Origin of the sequence: Marinomonas hwangdonensis (assembly GCF_003721245.1) — a bacterium.
Classification (GTDB): Bacteria; Pseudomonadota; Gammaproteobacteria; order Pseudomonadales; family Marinomonadaceae; genus Marinomonas; species Marinomonas hwangdonensis.
The window spans coordinates 37,348-55,788 of sequence record NZ_RIZG01000002.1 but is presented as its reverse complement, the minus strand read 5'-3'; the positions used below and the strand labels follow the sequence as shown (position 1 = coordinate 55,788).

Sequence of the window (18,441 nt, the reverse complement as noted above, 5' to 3'; positions counted from 1 at the left end):
CCCAATAGCTGGCTGACCAGGATTGGAGGGCTTTTTTATTGCATTTTTTATTGCATGAATGCGATGGTTGGTATTATTTTTCGACAATGCGGCCAAAGTGCATGCCCATTTTAGTGGGGGTTTCTGCTTGCAGAGATTCTTCCCAGTTGATGGCGTCTTTACCGAATAGAACAATGGCGGTTGAGCCCAATTTAAATCGCCCCATTTCTTCGCCTTTTTTGAGCTCTATATTATTTAGCGCGTCGTAGTTCCAGGTGACAACCTGTTTGTTAAAAGGAGTAACTTGTCCTGCCCAGACGGTTTCAATGCTTGCAACAATCATAGCGCCGACTAATATCACCGCCATTGGTCCTGCTTCTGTATCAAACAAACACACTGTGCGTTCATTGCGAGCAAAAACATTGGGGATTTGTTCTGCTGTGACTTTATTAACCGAGAATAGCTTGCCCGGAATGTGGATCATTTTTGTCAGTTTGCCCGTCAGTGGCATGTGCACGCGATGGTAATCTTTGGGTGAAAGATACACGGTAGCAAAAGAGCCGCCTAGAAATTGATTTGAGAGTGACGCATCTCCTCCTAACAAATCGGTCAGGCTGTAATTGTGTCCCTTGGCTTGGAAAAGAGTGCCATATTCGATGTTGCCAAGCTGGCTGATAGCGCCATCAGCAGGGCAGGCAATACCGTCGTCTTGATCGCAAATCGGTCGAAGCTCTGGACGAATAGCGCGAGTAAAAAAATCATTAAAATTACGATAAGACAAAGGGTCGCTGTTTATGGCTTCCGACATGTCAACCTGATATTTTTTAACGAATTGACTAATAAAAGTATTTTTGACCCAGCGGTTTTCACACTCTGCTATTTTGCCAATGGCGCGCGAAAGTGTTTTTTGTGGTGTGATGTGTTGAGCAAAAGCAAAAAGTTGATCTTTGGTCACGTTTGTTATCCTGATCTAAATGTATTTATTGAGTGTTGTCACTGATAAGAGACACAATCTGTTTAAGGTTTTTAAAATCGATTTCAGTAAATTCGTTGCGCGTTTCTAGCCAAAATAACAGCATTTCAGTTGCTGAAGTGTGTGTGGACACGAGCATGAGGTGGCTGGTGTTATCAATAATTTGGTCCGTGTTGTCAGGCAAGTCTTTTAAAATGCGAGTGAGTTTTTGGCCTGATAAGTGATTGGCGGAGCGTTTTCGTGACATAGTGTTGAAAACGACAGAAGGGGCATTCCACTTAATGGCTTTGATGGTTTCTAAGTTATAACCGTATTGGTAAGCTGGCAAGGTTTTTCCATTAGCGTGCTTAAAAATAATCGTATGCAATGCGTTGGGAATGGCAAGCTTAATGGTTTTTAGCGCCAGCTGGGCTTTTTGTTTGGTGTCTAGAATGCCGGCTTTTTTGACAGTCTTTTTTAGGTCGGCTATTGGTGACAAGGCGGCAGCGACCTTTTTCGTCTGCTTAGTTCTAGGGTCAGGTTTGCTTGTAAAAAGCGTCGTATCTAACAGTCTTTGAGCAAGTGAAGGAGTCTCGCTTATACGGTATTTTTTTGCGGATTCAACGCACGCGAGGTGCGCCATTTGGATGACCTCACCAATTCTGCGGTGCATAATGGTTGCCACAACGCGATAATAAAAAGGCAGGTTTCTAGAGTCCCACCTCATTAAACTGGCTTCATGAGCCACTTTGCTTGCGCAATATGAGAAGACCAAAGGATTATTGATAATCAGTGTCAGGCGCTTATCTTCGGTAAAGCCAGGTAATTCATCAGGGTGATGCGCCAGATGGGCAAGCACCTGTAATTCTTTCGCATTTGGAATGTGCTTCTTTAGGAATGAATCAATGATTTTTTGTGGGGTATGCCAGTGAGTGCAAAGGTGAGCTGTCAACTCGTCTAAACGGCACCCTAAAATACTTAATTCTGCTTGACTCGATTTTTCACCCTGTTGGATTTTTTTTTGCAGCGCTTGCATGACAGGGCTGGCATAAAACCACATTAACCATCGAGCGGTATCTCTAAAAAGTGTGGTCCAAAAAATATCATCTTCGTGACTAGTCAGCTTACCAATCGCCCAACTTCTTGCTATGGAGGCGGCTTCGTAACTGACTTGGACGTTTTCTAAAAAAGCGCTTATATGAGGTGTTTTTTGCTTTTTATCTTCATAAGGGGCAAATTGCGGTAAAAGCTTTTCAAGACCATTCATCCCCACCATGGTAGCAGCATGAAACGGTGTTTTAATGTCAGTACTCTTGTTGGGAAGAATTCGATTGGCTTCATTGAGAATGGCAAACGCTAAGAACGGGTCTGAGGCGATATTGGCTTGCATATTTTCTAAGGTGTCGTCAGCGCGTTTTACTTGAGTTTTGAGGCGAATCAAAACGCTGGCTTTGACAGGAAGCTTTTTATTTTTTAGAAAATGTAGCCATTCATTAAGGCCAAAGGGTGACTTGTCTATCATAGCTGGTTACATTAGTGGCTCGGAAGTTAGTATGCTCTTGTTTGTATAAACAATTTAATCATACTTGATAATGCAAACAGAAAATACGTTGTTGGTTGTAAGGAAGAGAATATGTTCGCTTTTGCTGGTTTTTTGGTGGTCATTGTCAGTGTGGTTACCGGTTATTTGGCATCGCATGGAAGTCTGCTGGCGTTATGGCAGCCCTTTGAAGTCGTTATTATTTGTGGCGCTGCACTAGGGGCTTTTATGGTGGCTAATCCATTTTCCGTGCAAAAGAAAGTGTTTGCTATGTTGCCGCAAGTGTTTTCTGGGAGTCGACACAATAAGCATTTTTATGCTCAGTTGCTTGGGTTAATGTACTGTTTATTTCAAAAAAGTCGTCAAAATGGCTTCTTGTCCATTGAAGAAGACATAGAGTCACCGCTGACCAGTGAATTGTTTAATCGTTTTCCAGAGGTCTTGCGGGACCATGAGGTTGTCCATTTTTTGACCGATAATTATCGTATTTTCACCTTAACAGGTCTGCCAGCGTATGAAATTGAAGCCATCATGGACAATGAAATTGAGCAAATTCAAGAAGAGTTGGCGGCGCCGAGTCACGCTATGACAAGAGTGGCGGAAGGGTTGCCAGGTTTTGGTATCGTGGCAGCGGTTTTGGGTATTGTGATTACTATGGGATCTATTGGCGGTCCAATTGAAGCAATAGGTGTGCACGTTGCAGCTGCCTTAGTAGGGACGTTTTTGGGGATTTTCCTTGGTTACGGTTTTGCGGGTCCGGCGGCCTCACACATGGAAAGCTTAGGGGCTCATGAGCTGAAAGCGTATTTGTGTGTTAAAGCCAGTTTGAGTGCCATCGTGTCTGGGTATGCCCCTCCTGTTGCGGTTGAAACGGGACGAAAACTGCTTCCTCCAGATATGCGCCCAAGCTTTATTGAGCTTGCTGATGATCTCAAACAATATCGATAAGCGCCTCTAACTTATTACACAGGAGAAAGTAGATGGCATTGGGTTCCAACTCGCTTGTTATTCGTCGCGTAAAAAAAGTAAAAAAAGGCGGGCATCATGGCGGTGCATGGAAAATTGCCTTAGCGGATTTTGCGTTGGCCATGATGGCGCTTTTTTTGGTGCTTTGGATATTGAGTGTGGCTTCTCCTGAGGAGTTGGCTAGTATCGAAGGGTATTTTCAGGATCCTATGGGTCAGTCAACGGCGGGCTTTAGTGCTAACCCGATTGATTTGGGCGGAAGTCCAGCAAAAAGTCCAGAGAAGAAGCTTGATCTTCAGTTGCCTGAGTCGGGCAGTGCGGACGTAAGAAATACAGACACTAGGCTGGGTAACGGTGCCGAGTTGGCTGAGGCGAATAGTTTAAACGATGTGTTGAACGACGAGCTCAATAAGATGAACATCATGGTGTCAAAACAAAATAATCTGCGTATTGAGATTACACCCTTAGGTGTGCGTATTACTTTGTTGGATAACCCAGATGCGCCTATGTTTGAGCGTGGCAGTGCGCGCATGATGCCGGATATTGAGAATACCTTGCTGTCTATTGCCCCAATCTTTAATAAAGTGACTAACCCTATCGTCATTACGGGACACACAGACTCTTCGAAATTTATTGGTGCGGGCGGTATTGATAACTGGGATTTATCTGCTCTCAGGGCCAACGCCGCCCGTTACATTCTTGAAGAGGGTGGTATCAAAGATGATCGTATTGCTCAGGTGATTGGTTTATCGGATACGATTCCATATAATCGCTTTGATACGGACAGCGCTGAAAACAGACGCATCAGCATTACGTTATTGACTGATGATGCCTACAAGAAGTTACTAGATCAGAACCGTCAAAACTTTGGTAATCCGTTTCAGCAGTCTGATCAAGAGTTGGCGCCAAGTTCCGTTTTTTAAAAGGCGTTATTGTCGCGAATGGACTGCTTAATCCGAAGAAAGCTTTGGAAGCGATGCTCGGTAACGTCACCTTTTTCCAAAGCCGCTAGAATAGCGCAGCCAGGTTCTTTTTCATGGGCACAGTCGCGGAATCGACAGTAGCCAATGTGTGGTCTGAATTCGATAAAACCATTCAAGAGTTCATCTTCAGAAATGTGCCATAATCCAAATTCTCGTATGCCTGGTGAGTCAATGAGATCTCCCCCCTTTGGCATGTGAAACAAGCGGGCAGTGGTGGTGGTATGGACGCCTTTTTTGCGTTTTTGTGATAATTCGCCAACGCTAATATCTATTCCTGGAAGTAGGGTGCCGATAAGAGATGACTTTCCAACACCTGATTGCCCAACAAAAACACTGGTTTTATCCTGAAGAAAGTCGTATAGCACTTCCATCCCAGCTTGTTCCTTAATAGATGTTCTGATGATCTTGTAATTCAGATCTTCATAGGTTTTTAGCAGGCTATCCAGACCAGCTTGATTGCTGCTATCAATTAGGTCGCACTTGTTCAGCAAGATAACGGGAGGAATACCAACTGTTTCAGCGGCCACTAAATAGCGGTCAATCAAATTGGCGTGGGCAACCGGTTCTGCCGCGATGACCACAACAATATGGTCAATATTCGCTGCAACGGGTTTTAATCTACCGTGCATGTCCGGACGAGACAGTGATGTGTGTCTGGGTGTCGTTGCAACGACGACACCGCCTTCATTTTGTTTTGGACGCCAGACGACCTTATCGCCGGTGACCAGCTGCCCAAGGTTAGCGCGCAAATTACAGCGTGTCGAAATGCCGACAAACGGTGCTTGAGTGCCTTCCACTTCGACTTGAGTGCCAAAGTGAGAAATAATAATTCCTTCTGTTTCAGGGCCAAGATCTGAAGACTGAAGAAGTTCTTCGGCGATATCGCCACGTTTTTGAGTGCGTTCAACGCGCTCTTTGTGAATTCTTTCGATTCGCCAAGTTTGTTGTTTAGTAAGTTTTCGCTTCGACATTATATTCGTCTGGTCATAAAGTAAGGCGCATAGAGTATAATGCTTGGCATTGATAATAAAGGACTTGGAAGACTATGAGCTTAAATGAAGAAAATTTAATTTGGATTGATCTAGAAATGACGGGGTTGAACCCAGACACCGATACGATTATTGAAATTGCGACGGTTGTGACGGACAAGCATTTAAATGTCTTGGCAAAAGGGCCGAATCTGGTCATCCATCAAGAAAAAGCCGTAATGGATGCAATGGACGAGTGGTGTACGCAGCATCATGGTGACTCTGGCTTGACAGCCCGAGTCTTGTCCTCTGATATTAGTATGACGCAGGCTGAAGAAGAAACTATTCAGTTTCTGGCGCAATATGTGCCAGCAGGTAAATCGCCGATTTGTGGTAATAGTGTCGGGCAAGATCGTCGTTTTTTATACCGTTATATGCCTAAGCTTGAGGCCTATTTCCACTACCGTTACTTAGATGTGAGTACGGTAAAAGAGCTGGCCAAGCGTTGGAAGCCAGAAGCCTTAGACGGTTTTCATAAGACGGGTGCTCATTTGGCCTTGGATGATATTTTAGAGTCCATTGGAGAGTTGCAGCATTATCGACGGACTATGTTTGGTATGGACTGAGTTTCCGGCTGCGATCAATCGAATATTAGTGATGCTTGTACAGGCTTTGTTATTATGATTTTAAAGGTTTATGCAAATGCAAATTGATAAAGAAGTGTTTGGTGAGGAGGCTATGGAAGGTATGGGTGGTGTGATCGCGTCTGCGCTCACCTCAGGAGGGGTAATCTATCTTTCGGGTGACCTAGGGATGGGAAAAACCACCTTGGTGAGGGGGATGTTATACGGCTTAGGATACAAAGGGCCGGTAAAAAGTCCGACCTACACCATAGTAGAGCCTTACGAACTAACCAATTTTGATGCCTATCATTTTGACTTATACCGAGTTGCCAACGCAGAAGAGCTCGAGTTTATGGGGATTCGTGATTATTTTGCAGAAAATACTTTGTGCTTAATTGAATGGGCTGAAATGGGGCTAGGTGTGTTGCCAGAAGCTGACTTAATCATTAGTTTGAGCCTTATTCGCCAAGGTCGTCATGTTTCGATAAAGGCGCAAACACAGAAAGGTTATGCTGCTTTATCTGACTTGCAAAATGCCATGGTGCTCTAATGTATAGAAGTCTTTACGACTAGTAAGATTGAGATACATTTAATCAACGGTTATAGTGTGCAACATATACTAGCTAGCTGTCTGATATGCATACTAAATTTCGTTATTGTCTTTCTGTTTTAATAAGTCTACTTCTTGCTGTTGCCAGCTTACCTATTTTGGCAGCTGAAGTTCGAGACATTCGCGTTGCCCAGCAAGAAGGGGTGACGCGTTTGGTTTTTGAGTTGTCCGATAATTCAGACCATCGAATTTTTCCTCTCTCAAATCCTGATCGTATCGTGCTCGATATCGGTGGGGCAATACTGACCCCATCTGTTGTCAACAGTTTGTCCGCCTTGTCTTCTGATGTTCTGATGCGTGTTCGTTATGCGAGGCGGGATGACGGAGTGCGTTTTGTGCTTGATTTGGGACAGTCTGTTAAAGCCAAAAGTACGGTGCTTGCACCTAACGATACGTATGGGCCGCGAATATTGGTTGAGTTGGAATATGGTATTCGTAAGCCCGCTACGATTGTAAAAAGTCTTGCGGACTTATCAAAAGAGAAGCGGGATATTGTTATTGCTATTGATCCTGGTCATGGTGGGAGAGATCCGGGTGCGCTCGGGCAGTTTAACGTTCGTGAAAAAGATATTGTGTTATCCATAGGAAAAGAGCTCGCCAGTCGTATTAATGCAGTTGATGGTTTTAAGGCGGTTATGACTCGTTCTACCGATACCTATCTGCAATTGCGTGACCGTTCGCGGGTTGCTCGTGAAGCGAATGCCGATCTGCTAATTTCAGTGCATGCTGATGCGTTTACTAAGCCTAGTGCCAGGGGTGCTTCTGTTTGGGCTTTATCCTTAAGTGGTAAAACCTCGGAAATGGGCCGCTGGCTAGCGCAACAGGAAAATTCCGCGGATCTTGTTGGAGGAATATCCCTAGACGATAAAGATCAACTGTTGGCGGAAGTGCTGTTGGATATGTCGATGAATTCGACTATTCAAATGAGTTTAAATGTTGGTGAAAGTATTTTAGGCAACATGAAGAATGTGGCGGTTTTGCATAAAGACAGTGTTCAGCAAGCCGGTTTTGTGGTGCTGAAGTCACCTGATATCCCCTCTATTTTGGTGGAGACAGGGTTTGTTTCAAATAAAATCGAGGCAAAGAACTTATCAAGTAGGTCTTATCGCGTGAAACTAGCGGCGGCGATTTCCAAAGGTGTGATTGACTATTTCACTGAAAACGCACCGGATGGTACCTTGGTCGCTTGGAAACAAAGGGCCCAGTCTGATTCAATATATACCGTAAGTAGTGGGGATACCTTGTCAGAAATAGCCCGGCGAAATCAGGTGTCTTTGCCTTTGTTGCGGCAAGCCAATAAGTTAACCAATGACGTTATTCGGATCGGACAAAAGCTGGTGATTCCAGCAGGTGGTTGATGGTGTTTTTTGTGTTCAGCCTTTTGTTTGCTCGTTTGATAAACAGTACTTTGATGTTTCTTTGAAAGGTTTTTCATGCCAAAAATTAGTTTACTTTCACCGCGACTTGCCAACCAGATTGCTGCTGGTGAGGTTGTTGAACGGCCTGCTTCGGTGGTGAAAGAATTACTTGAAAACAGTCTGGACGCGGGTGCTTCTCAGCTTGATATAGATGTGGAGCAAGGGGGAGTGCGACGCATCAAGATACGTGATAACGGCACAGGCATCATGAAAGAGGACCTTTCATTGGCTTTGAGCCGTCATGCCACTAGCAAGATAGTGACATTGGATGATTTAGAAGCCGTTAGAACCTTAGGTTTTCGTGGTGAAGCATTGGCCAGTATCAGCTCTGTTTCTCGTCTGCATCTGACTTCTCAGGCAGAAAATGAAACAGAGGCTTGGCGTGTTGAGGCGGAAGGCAAAGACATGGAGACAGCCATACGACCGGCGTCTCACCCGCAAGGTACTACGATTGACGTGCGTGACTTATTTTTTAACACGCCTGCAAGGCGCAAGTTTTTGCGTACAGAAAAAACCGAATTTGCTCATTTGGAAGAAGTGGTAAAAAGACTGGCGTTGAGTCGTTATGAAACGGGCTTTCGATTGAGTCATAATGGAAAACAGGTTTACGACCTTCGGCCGGTTAATGATCAGCTTCATGCAGAGCATCGCTTGGCGACCTTATTAGGTAAGAAGTTCATTGAAAATTCTTTAACTCTCGATGTTGAAGCTGCTGGCCTGCGTTTGTGGGGTTGGATTGGTTTGCCGACGTTTTCTCGTTCTCAAGCAGATTTACAATATTTCTTTGTGAACGGTCGAGTTGTAAAAGATAAATTGGTCGCCCACGCTGTTCGTCAGGCCTATCGAGATGTCTTGTATAACGGCCGTCATCCGACTTTTGTTTTGTATTTAGAATTAGATCCAGCGACGGTGGATGTTAATGTGCATCCAACCAAGCATGAAGTGCGTTTCCGTGATGGGCGACTGGTTCATGACTTTCTATTCAGTCGAATTCATAAAGCCATCGCGGATGTGAGGCCTGAATCAGACTCTGCCCCGACGGAAATGCAGGCGGCAGTCAGTGACGTGTCTACGGTTTATGGGGCCAATATGACGGAGCAATCCGCTCTGCCTTTGTTGAATCGTCAGGCTACAGCAGAGATGGATTGGATGAAGTCGGCATCAAGTGCGCCGGGTGCTTCCCAAATTCGTGGGCAGCTTGATGGAATGCGTCGGCTTTCGGGTTACGCCCAGCAATATCCCCCCCAGACGGAAGTCATTGATCCTGATACCGGTGAGATAAAAGAATTTTCTCCACCTTATTCGATTGGTCGAAATGAAGGGGAAGATTTTCCCCAAGGTGATTCTAATGCGGTCTATCAGACGGTTCCTCCTTTGGGTTTTGCGGTTGCGCAATTACACGGTGTCTACATTCTGTCTGAAAGTGAGCAAGGACTGATTCTAGTGGATATGCATGCGGCTCATGAGCGTATTGTGTATGAGCGTATGAAAACAGCGTTTTATCAGAAGACCATCGCTTCACAGCCATTGTTGGTTCCTATCAATATTGCCGTATCGCAAAGTGAAGCGGATTTGGTAGAGGAGAGTGGTGATGTGTTTAGTGCGTTTGGTTTTTGTGTTGAAAGAACCGGTTTGGAAAGTGTCATGGTTCGTGAAGTGCCAGTCATCCTTATTCGAGGCGATGTAGAAGGGCTGGTGCGTGATGTTATCAGTGATTTGTCGACCAATGGTGTGTCGGATTTGATTGAATCGCGAGCCAATGAATTGATGGCTTCTATGGCATGTCATGGTGCCATTCGGGCGAATCGAAAATTAACCACGACGGAGATGAACAGTTTGCTGCGAGATATGGAAATTACGGAGCGCAGTGGGCAGTGTAATCATGGTCGACCGACTTGGGCGCATTTGAGTATGTCTGATCTCGATAAGCTTTTTTTGAGAGGGCGTTGATATGACAAAACCACAGGTTGTGTGTCTAATGGGGCCAACGGCTTCTGGAAAAACAGGGTTGGCGGTAGAGCTGGCACAACACCATAATTTTGAAATTATTAGTGTGGATTCGGCTTTGGTTTACAAGGGGATGGACATTGGCACGGCCAAGCCAGACGCTGAGTTACTCGCAAAAGCCCCTCATAGGTTGATTGATATTATTGATCCTACAGAGTCTTACTCAGCGGCAGATTTCGTTTTGGACGCGGTGGATCATGTGCAGGATATTTTGTCTAAGGGTAAAACCCCGCTTTTGGTAGGGGGGACCATGATGTATTTCAATGCATTACAAAAAGGTCTGGCTGAGATGCCAAATGCCAATGCTGAGTTGCGCGCCACTATAGAGCAAGAGGCGTTAGAAAAGGGTTGGGCCTCATTGCATGAAGAGCTGCAGAAAGTTGATCCAGCGGCCGCGTTGCGTATTCACCCTAATGACCCACAGAGGTTGCAGCGAGCGATTGAGGTATATCGTTTGACAGGCAAAACCATGACGCAATTTTGGTCTGAGCAAGAATCTGTTTCATTGCCATTTGACATGATCAATATGGCGGTAATGCCGAAAGAGCGCAGTGTGTTGCATGAGCGCATTGAACAGCGCTTTTACCACATGATGGATCAAGGTTTTTTAGCCGAAGTGGAAGGGTTTTACCAGCGAAGTGACCTATCCATTGAAATGCCCTCCATGCGCTGTGTTGGTTACAGGCAATTGTGGCAATATTTAAACGGTGACGATTTGCTAGATGATGCTATCTTTAAAGGTGTCGTCGCCTCTCGCCAGTTAGCGAAAAGGCAACTGACTTGGTTGAGAGGGTGGGAAGATTTGATGATTTTCGATAGTTTGTCAAAAGATCTCGTGCCAGATGCCTTGAATTACATGCAAAGCAAGATTATATAGGGGGAAATCGGGATAAAAATCGTGTAGTATCTGCCGTATTGTTGTATCAATAATTGTTTTATTATCTAGCGTTTACTTAAGGAGATTCAAATGTCAAAAGGGCAGTCTTTACAAGACCCTTACCTAAATATTCTACGCAAGGAAAGAGTGCCAGTATCTATCTTCCTTGTAAACGGAATCAAACTTCAAGGCCAAATAGAATCATTTGATCAGTTTGTGATTTTATTAAAAAATACCGTCAGTCAAATGGTTTACAAACATGCCATTTCAACGGTTGTGCCGTCTCGTACCATTCGCGTCCCGTCGCCTGATCAGCCTGAAGACGCAGTAGAATAGTTTGCTTTTAATCAAGCAAGCAGAGGGATTTAATATTGTTTTTTGAACGTCCTGACAGTGGTGAAATTGCTGTATTAGTTCATATAGATTTTCATGATCAAAATGAGTCTTATGGGCCAGAAGAGTTTGTAGAACTTGCTATCTCTGCTGGCGCGGATCCTGTTGCCGTTGTATCAGGGTCTCGTCAGCGTCCAGATGCCAGATATTTTGTTGGTACTGGCAAGTTAGCTGAAATCAAAGACATTGTTGATAGAGAAGAAGCGCAAGTGGTTCTTTTTGATCACGCTTTGTCCCCTTCGCAAGAGCGTAACTTAGAAAGTGTCCTGCAATGTCGAGTGCTTGATCGTACTGGGCTGATTCTTGATATTTTTGCGCAGCGAGCAAGAACACATGAAGGTAAGTTGCAGGTTGAGCTTGCTCAGTTGCAACACATGTCTACTCGTCTTATTCGAGGCTGGACTCACTTAGAACGCCAAAAAGGCGGGATAGGGATGCGTGGTCCAGGTGAAACTCAACTTGAAACTGATCGCCGTTTGCTTCGTGAGCGTATTAAGTCTATTCAGAAACGATTAGGCAAAGTAGAAACTCAGCGTGATCAAAGTCGTCGATCTCGTGATAGGTCAGCAGTACCAACAGTGTCTTTGGTGGGTTACACCAACGCAGGTAAATCAACTTTGTTTAATCGCGCCACAGGAGCGGATGTCTTTGCAGCGGATCAACTGTTCGCAACACTGGACCCGACACTAAGGCGTTTAGAGGTTGAGCAGATCGGAGCCATTGTTTTAGCAGATACGGTTGGTTTTATTCGTCAGTTGCCGCATAGGTTAATCAAAGCATTTCAGGCCACACTGAAAGAATCTTCTGAGGCAGATTTGCTTCTGCATGTTGTTGATGCAGCAGATGCAGCAAGAGATGACAATATGTCGCATGTCGACACCGTTTTAGAGGAAATTGGTGCCAACGAAGTGCCAATGTTAAAGGTGTTTAACAAAATTGATGCTTTGCCAGCAGCGGAACCTAGAATTGATAGAGATGCCAACGGGAACCCTTTCAGAGTTTGGTTGTCTGCTCGTGATGGTCAAGGTATTGATTTGCTAAAGCAGGCGATTGCCGAGCTGTTGGCGGTTGATGTGTTTGATGAAACGCTCACTCTTTCAAGTAGCTATGGTCGCTTACGAGCTATGCTTTTTGAACACGGCGCGGTAAAGGCAGAGCGTTATGACGAAGCGGGGCGTTTTGTTTTAGATGTAAAGCTTCCTAAAAAAGATTATTTGCAGATTTTGGCTCGCGCTGAGCTTTCTGAAGATCAGATTGAATCGGTGTCAGTAATTTAGAATCATTATTAAAACTGAGTGGAGATGTAGTATGGCCTGGAATGAACCGGGTAATAACGACAAAGACCCATGGAATCCAGACAATAACCGTAATAACGGTGCTGGACGTCCAGAAGGGGGTCGTGAAAAAGAAACCGAAAACGATCCTTGGGGTCGCAAACCTGGTGGAAAAGATCAAAGTCCGCCAGATTTGGACGAAGCGTTTCGTAAATTAATGGGTATGTTCGGCGGCAAGAAATCCGGAAATTCCGGCGGCTCCAGTAATGGTGGTCCGGGTTTTGCGGATAAACTTAGCGGCGGATTAATTGCTATTGTATTGATTGCTTTACTGGCTTTGTGGGCGGCGACTGGTGTTTATCAGGTTGACCAGCAAGAGCGTGGTGTTGTACTTCGTTTAGGTAAGTACCACTCCACTGTTATGCCTGGTCTGCATTGGAATCCACCTTTGATTGATAGTGTGACGAAAGTTAACGTGACTCGAGTGCGATCTCATGATCACAAAGCACTTATGTTGACTGTTGATGACGCAATCGTGGAAGTCGGCGTGTCGGTGCAGTATTCGGTTCAAGAGCCAAAAGATTTTTTGCTTAATGTTCTTAATCCAGAAGAATCCTTGAAGCAAATTACGGAAAGTGCTTTGCGTCATGTTGTGGGTAGCTCTGAAATGGATCAGATTCTGACTCAGGGTCGTGAGTTGCTGGCTTCTGAAGTGAAAATCCGTATCCAAGACTACAGTTCAGCCTACGGTACGGGTGTTTTGATTTCAAAAGTTAACGTTGAAAACACACAGGCGCCAAATCAAGTGCAAGAAGCGTTTGATGACGTAATCAAGGCGAAAGAAGATGAGCTGAGATTCCGTAATGAAGCTGAATCTTATGCTAATGGTGTTATTCCAGAAGCACGTGGTCGTGCTCAGCGTATACGTGAAGAGGCTGAGGCTTATCGCTCTGAAATCGTTGCTCGAGCCAGCGGTCAAGCTGATCGTTTCGATCGTCTCTACCGTGAGTATACAAAAGCGCCAGACGTTACTCGTCGTCGTCTTTATATTGAGACAATGGAGGCTGTATACAAAGACGTAAACAAGGTTGTGGTTGACACTCAAGGTGGTAACAACATGATGTATTTGCCTTTGGATCAGCTAATGAAGCAGCGTGCTGAGTCATCAACTGGAACGGGCTCAACGAACTCAGCTAACATAGGTGCATTGACAGACCAAGTGTTGGATGAAATTCGTAAGCGTCAAAGTGCAACCATTCGTAGAGAGGGCAGAAACTAATGAAAAGCTTTTCTTTTTCAGTTTTATTTGTCGTTCTTTTGGGGATACTGGCGGCGTCACAAACATTGTTTGTCGTTCAGGAAACTGAGCGCGCAGTTGTGCTTAAGTTTGGTGAGATTGTCCGCGAAGATGTTCGGCCAGGACTTCACTTTAAATTGCCAGTTGTGAACGATGTTAAGAAGTTCGACGCGCGTATTTTAACAATGGACTCTAACCCACAGCGCTACTTAACGCTTGAGAAGAAAGCGGTGGTTGTGGATTCTTACGTTAAGTGGAAGATCGATAATGTCGCTCAGTTTTATGAGTCGACTTCTGGTGATGTATTTGTCGCTAACCGTGTCTTGTCTTCGCGTGTAGATACTGGTTTGAGAAACAAGTTCGGTGAGCGAACCATGCACGAAGTGGTATCTGGTCAACGAGATGAGTTGATGACAGAGCTTCGTGATGATTTAAATGTTGTTGCTCAAAATGAACTGGGTATCTCTATCGTTGATATTCGTGTTAAGCGAATTGATTTACCGCCGGATGTTAGTGAATCGGTTTATCAGCGTATGAGAACAGAGCGTGAACGTGAGGCTCGTGAGCACAGATCTAAGGGTATGGAGCTTGCTGAAGGTATTCGTGCGGATGCTGATCGTCAAGGTGTTGTGGTTGTTGCTGAAGCTCAACGTGATGCTGAAATGATCCGAGGTGATGGTGATGCGAACGCTGCTGCTATTTACTCGAATGTATACACGCAAGATCCAGAGTTTTATGAGTTCTATCGTAGTCTTCAGGCTTACCGTGAGAGTTTCAACGGGAATAATGATTTGTTCGTGCTTGAGCCAGACAGTGAGTTCTTCAAATATTTGAATAGTTCAACCTCAAATAGTGCCGCGAAATAGGGTGTATATTCACCATTTATCGCCCATGAAGTCTATTTGTTAAAATAGGAAACATGGTACTATTACACAAACCGGGCCTAGCCCGGTTTTTTAATGGTCAAAATAAAGAAAATCTAGTTAGAAACCGTGGTAGGCACTCTCTGCTGGTGTCGATATCTAACATAAGTGTGCGCTTAAATGAATAAAGTGACTTGTGTTGTGATTGTGAGGTTTCTTAGATTGTCACTTCTTTTGCTGACACAAGCTAAGAGGATAATGTAATGACATTGGCAGATCGTTGGTTGCTTCCAGAAGGCGTTGATGAGGCGTTGCCTGAGCAAGCGGCTAAAATAGAACATCTTAGAAGAACTCTGCTTAATCTCCATGAAAAATGGGGCTATCAATTAGTAATACCTCCTCTCTTAGAGTATTTAGATTCGCTTCTTACGGGTGCTGGTTCTGATCTAGAGATTGAGACGTTTAAAGTGACTGATCAGTTGTCAGGTCGACTTCTAGGTATTCGTGCAGACTTTACGTCTCAAGTTGCGAGAATCGACGCGCATTGCCTGAAAGGGAATGCGGTTGAACGTTTAAGTTACTGTGGTAGCGTGCTAAGAACCATGCCAGCAGGCTTAGATGGTACTAGAAGCCCTATTCAATTAGGTGCCGAAATTTTTGGTCACGGCGGTGTAGAAAGTGACATTGAAGTCTTGTCTTTGATGCTACAAACCTTGTCGTTGGCCGGTTTGTCTAATGTTGTTCTTGATCTTGGGCACGTAGATGTTGTAACTGGTGTTCTGACGGCGTGTGACCTCAATAAGGATCAAGAAGAAAAATTGATTGATCTTTATAAAGCCAAAGATTTGCCTGAGTTAGACAGATATGTTGATTCTCTTACGTTGTTAAGTGCAACACAAAAGGAATGGCTGGTTACCTTGCCTCGTTTGTGTGGTAACAAGGATGTACTGGATAAAGCAGCCAACTTGTTCGGTACAATCAGTCCGTTAATACAAAACGCTATTACCCAGTTAAAGCTGATTAGCGCGGCAATATGCCATCGTTTCTCTGGTGTTGGTTTGCATTTTGATCTCAGTGATTTGGTTTCCTATAGTTACCACACTGGGGTGGTGTTTGCTGCTTACGTTCCTGGGCATGGTAATGCCATTGCCAGAGGCGGGCGTTACAATAATATTGGTGAAGTGTTTGGTCGTTCGCGTCCAGCCACGGGCTTTAGTACAGATTTAAAAGCGCTCGTTGCTTTGTCGGACGTGGTTGTTACTCACTCAAAAACCGTATTAATGCCAACATCGTCTTGTAATGATTTATGGCAAAAAGCTAACAGTCTGCGAGCAGAAGGATATCGCGTTGTTGAGTCTCTTGGGGTTAATGACAAAAAAACGGCAGATTTTAAGTTGGATTTCGTAAATGAGGCTTGGCAGTTAGTGCCAGTCCAAAGCTAGACTTTTTTTAAGAACTATCTAAATGAGACCTGAAAATATGGGTAAAAATGTTGTAATTCTAGGCACTCAATGGGGTGATGAAGGCAAAGGTAAAGTCGTTGACTTATTGACAGAAGACGTTGCTGCCGTTGTTCGTTTTCAAGGTGGCCACAATGCTGGTCATACTTTGGTGATTGATGGTAAAAAGACAGTTTTGCACCTGATCCCTTCTGGAATCCTACGTCAAGGCGTGCAGTGCATTATTGGTAATGGTGTTGTGCTGTCTCCTGCTGCTTTGAAGGCGGAAGTTCTCGAACTGCTTGAGCAAGGTGTGCCTGCTGTTGAGCGTTTGAAAATCAGTGCGGCTTGTCCATTAATTCTTCCTTATCACATTGCGCTTGATCAGGCTCGTGAGCTTGATCGCGGTGAGAAGAAGATTGGTACGACAGGGCGTGGTATTGGGCCAGCTTATGAAGATAAGGTGGCTCGACGCGCTATTCGTGTGGGCGATCTACTGGATTCTGAGCGTTTTGCTGCCAAACTTAAAGAAGTGCTTGATTATTATAACTTTGTGTTAACCCATTATCATAAAGTTGACCCGATTTCCTACGATGAAGTGTACGCAGAAGGCCTAGAAATGGCTAAGTTTTTGCGTCCTATGGTGGCAGACACTATCACTTTGCTGCATGATTTGCGCAAAGCAGGTGCTAACATCATGTTTGAAGGGGCTCAGGGCTCATTGTTGGATGTCGATCACGGTACATATCCTTATGTAACGTCTTCCAATACAACAGCGGGCGGTGCGCCGGCTGGAACGGGCTTTGGTCCTTTGTACTTGGATTATGTGCTAGGGATTACGAAGGCTTATACAACGCGTGTCGGATCAGGTCCTTTCCCAACAGAGCTTTTTGATGAAGATGGCGAACGTCTTGGTCGTCGTGGTCATGAGTTTGGTGCCACGACCGGTCGTTCACGTCGTTGTGGTTGGTTTGATGCTGTGGCATTACGTCATGCGGTTCAAATCAACTCAGTGTCTGGCATATGCTTGACTAAGCTTGACGTGCTTGATGGTTCTTCCGTTATTAAAGTGTGTGTTTCTTATAATGATGCGAATGGCAATCCGGTATCAGGTTCTTTGGTTGATAGCGAAGGTTACGAGCAAGCGGTTCCAGTTTACGTTGAGTTACCCGGCTGGGATGAGCCTACAGTAGGTGCGGAAAGCTTTGATGCCCTGCCTAAAAATGCGCAAGATTATATTCGTTTCTTAGAGGCTCAAGTTGGTGTTCCGGTTGATATTATTTCAACTGGGCCGGATCGTAATGAAACTATCGTATTGCGTGATCCATTCAAGCAATAATTGATTAGTTATATTCGATAACATTGTTTGCTTTGAAAAAGCCGCTTTAAGCGGCTTTTTTTATGTTTATTGCATGCTGTGGTCAAGATGTCAGTATTCTTTGTAAATTGTGTGAAAAGGGACGGCGAAGTTCACTGGCCGCTAGGGTAATATTTACAGTTGTGTGTGAGGCTGTCTGTCTCGAAACGTAAATCAAGAGGAAAGGATTATGGTTAAATTGCTGCTTGCTGATGATGATGCTCGTTTATCGGATCTCATTAAGGAATACTTTGATGGGGAAGGGTACGATGTGTCACACGCTTGGAATGGGCGTGAGGCGTTGGATATGATGGCGGTAGAGATGCCTGATATTGTTATTCTTGATGTAATGATGCCTGAGTTGGATGGCTTTGAAACGTTAAAGCAAATTCGTAATAAGTGCTCGGTGCCTGTGATTATGCTAACGGCTAAGGGTGATGATATTGATCGTATTCTAGGATTGGAGATGGGTGCGGATGATTATTTGTCAAAACCTTTTAATCCGCGTGAATTGTTAGCCCGTATAAAAGCAATTTTGAGAAGATCAACTCAAGAGCGTGATGATGATCCAACAGCGGATATTGAATTGTCTGGTGTTTTGTTGCGTCGCAAAGATCGCACTGTGTATTTATTGGGTGAATTGGTAGAGCTAACGACTTCTGAGTATACCTTGTTGGAGTGTATGTTAATGGCTCCCGGTCAAGTGCTGACGAAGCAAGAGCTTTCGGAAAAAGCGCTGGGGCGCAAGCTCACCATGTATGATCGTAGTTTGGATATGCACATCAGTAACTTGCGTAAAAAAATTGGTTGCTTAGAGAATGGCGACCCTCGTATTAAAACCGTGCGCGGGGTTGGTTATATATTTGTTGCTAATGAGCAAGGTGCATAGCGTTTT

General features: G+C 44.6%; 17 protein-coding genes. 14 read left to right on the top strand and 3 right to left on the bottom strand.

Annotated features, from left to right (window positions below; translation table 11 throughout):
- Positions 1-73 precede the first annotated feature (73 nt).
- Both asd and EBI00_RS03265 read right to left on the bottom strand, forming a co-directional pair.
- Positions 74-934: an archaetidylserine decarboxylase gene (gene asd / locus EBI00_RS03270; protein ID WP_123094511.1), complete on the bottom strand. Its 861-nt coding sequence runs from the start codon at positions 932-934 to the stop codon at positions 74-76.
- 25 nt (positions 935-959) lie between these two features.
- On the bottom strand, positions 960-2,453 hold the full coding sequence (locus tag EBI00_RS03265; protein ID WP_123094510.1) for an HDOD domain-containing protein: 1,494 nt from the start codon (positions 2,451-2,453) through the stop codon (positions 960-962).
- A 111-nt stretch (positions 2,454-2,564) separates the two neighbouring features.
- Here EBI00_RS03265 and motA point away from each other — a divergent pair, with 111 nt between their 5' ends.
- Both motA and EBI00_RS03255 read left to right on the top strand, forming a co-directional pair.
- Positions 2,565-3,419 carry a flagellar motor stator protein MotA gene (motA, locus tag EBI00_RS03260; protein ID WP_123094509.1) on the top strand — a complete coding sequence of 285 codons (855 nt, stop codon included), beginning with the start codon at positions 2,565-2,567 and terminating at the stop codon, positions 3,417-3,419.
- Positions 3,420-3,451: 32 nt separating this feature from the next.
- A complete protein-coding gene (locus EBI00_RS03255) occupies positions 3,452-4,360 on the top strand; it encodes a flagellar motor protein MotB (protein ID WP_123094508.1) in 909 nt (302 codons plus the stop codon).
- On the opposite strand, the gene rsgA is transcribed toward EBI00_RS03255, so the two are convergent.
- Entirely contained in the window at positions 4,357-5,391 is a 1,035-nt protein-coding gene (gene rsgA, locus EBI00_RS03250; protein ID WP_123094507.1) for a small ribosomal subunit biogenesis GTPase RsgA, read from the bottom strand. The two genes, EBI00_RS03255 and rsgA, sit on opposite strands and share 4 nt — an antisense overlap.
- Positions 5,392-5,465: 74 nt before the next feature.
- Here rsgA and orn point away from each other — a divergent pair, with 74 nt between their 5' ends.
- The 12 genes from orn (at position 5,466) to EBI00_RS03190 (ending at position 18,435) form a co-directional block, all read left to right on the top strand.
- A complete protein-coding gene (gene orn / locus EBI00_RS03245) occupies positions 5,466-6,014 on the top strand; it encodes an oligoribonuclease (protein ID WP_123094506.1) in 549 nt (182 codons plus the stop codon).
- A gap of 76 nt (positions 6,015-6,090) precedes the next feature.
- On the top strand, positions 6,091-6,561 hold the full coding sequence (gene tsaE, locus EBI00_RS03240) for a tRNA (adenosine(37)-N6)-threonylcarbamoyltransferase complex ATPase subunit type 1 TsaE (protein ID WP_123094505.1): 471 nt from the start codon (positions 6,091-6,093) through the stop codon (positions 6,559-6,561).
- Positions 6,562-6,647: 86 nt separating this feature from the next.
- Positions 6,648-7,979, top strand: coding sequence for an N-acetylmuramoyl-L-alanine amidase (locus EBI00_RS03235; RefSeq protein WP_123094504.1), 1,332 nt, complete (start codon positions 6,648-6,650; stop codon positions 7,977-7,979).
- Between the two features lie 75 nt (positions 7,980-8,054).
- The gene (gene mutL, locus EBI00_RS03230; RefSeq protein WP_123094503.1) at positions 8,055-9,989 is read left to right on the top strand and encodes a DNA mismatch repair endonuclease MutL; all 1,935 of its coding nucleotides are present in this window, start codon (positions 8,055-8,057) and stop codon (positions 9,987-9,989) included.
- Between the two features lies 1 nt (position 9,990).
- The gene (gene miaA, locus EBI00_RS03225; protein WP_123094502.1) at positions 9,991-10,923 is read left to right on the top strand and encodes a tRNA (adenosine(37)-N6)-dimethylallyltransferase MiaA; all 933 of its coding nucleotides are present in this window, start codon (positions 9,991-9,993) and stop codon (positions 10,921-10,923) included.
- Positions 10,924-11,013: 90 nt separating this feature from the next.
- Entirely contained in the window at positions 11,014-11,259 is a 246-nt protein-coding gene (gene hfq / locus EBI00_RS03220; RefSeq protein WP_123094501.1) for an RNA chaperone Hfq, read from the top strand.
- A gap of 35 nt (positions 11,260-11,294) precedes the next feature.
- Positions 11,295-12,593: a ribosome rescue GTPase HflX gene (gene hflX, locus EBI00_RS03215; protein ID WP_123094500.1), complete on the top strand. Its 1,299-nt coding sequence runs from the start codon at positions 11,295-11,297 to the stop codon at positions 12,591-12,593.
- A gap of 31 nt (positions 12,594-12,624) precedes the next feature.
- Entirely contained in the window at positions 12,625-13,869 is a 1,245-nt protein-coding gene (hflK, locus tag EBI00_RS03210) for an FtsH protease activity modulator HflK (RefSeq protein WP_123094499.1), read from the top strand.
- Positions 13,869-14,753: a protease modulator HflC gene (gene hflC / locus EBI00_RS03205; RefSeq protein ID WP_123094498.1), complete on the top strand. Its 885-nt coding sequence runs from the start codon at positions 13,869-13,871 to the stop codon at positions 14,751-14,753. The genes hflK and hflC overlap by 1 nt, the downstream gene beginning before the upstream one ends.
- A 260-nt stretch (positions 14,754-15,013) precedes the next feature.
- Positions 15,014-16,192: an ATP phosphoribosyltransferase regulatory subunit gene (locus tag EBI00_RS03200; protein ID WP_123094497.1), complete on the top strand. Its 1,179-nt coding sequence runs from the start codon at positions 15,014-15,016 to the stop codon at positions 16,190-16,192.
- Between the two features lie 37 nt (positions 16,193-16,229).
- Positions 16,230-17,528, top strand: a complete 1,299-nt coding sequence (locus EBI00_RS03195; protein WP_123094922.1) for an adenylosuccinate synthase — start codon at positions 16,230-16,232, stop codon at positions 17,526-17,528.
- A 208-nt stretch (positions 17,529-17,736) separates the two neighbouring features.
- Positions 17,737-18,435, top strand: coding sequence for a response regulator transcription factor (locus EBI00_RS03190; protein WP_123094496.1), 699 nt, complete (start codon positions 17,737-17,739; stop codon positions 18,433-18,435).
- The last annotated feature ends 6 nt before the right edge of the window (positions 18,436-18,441 follow it).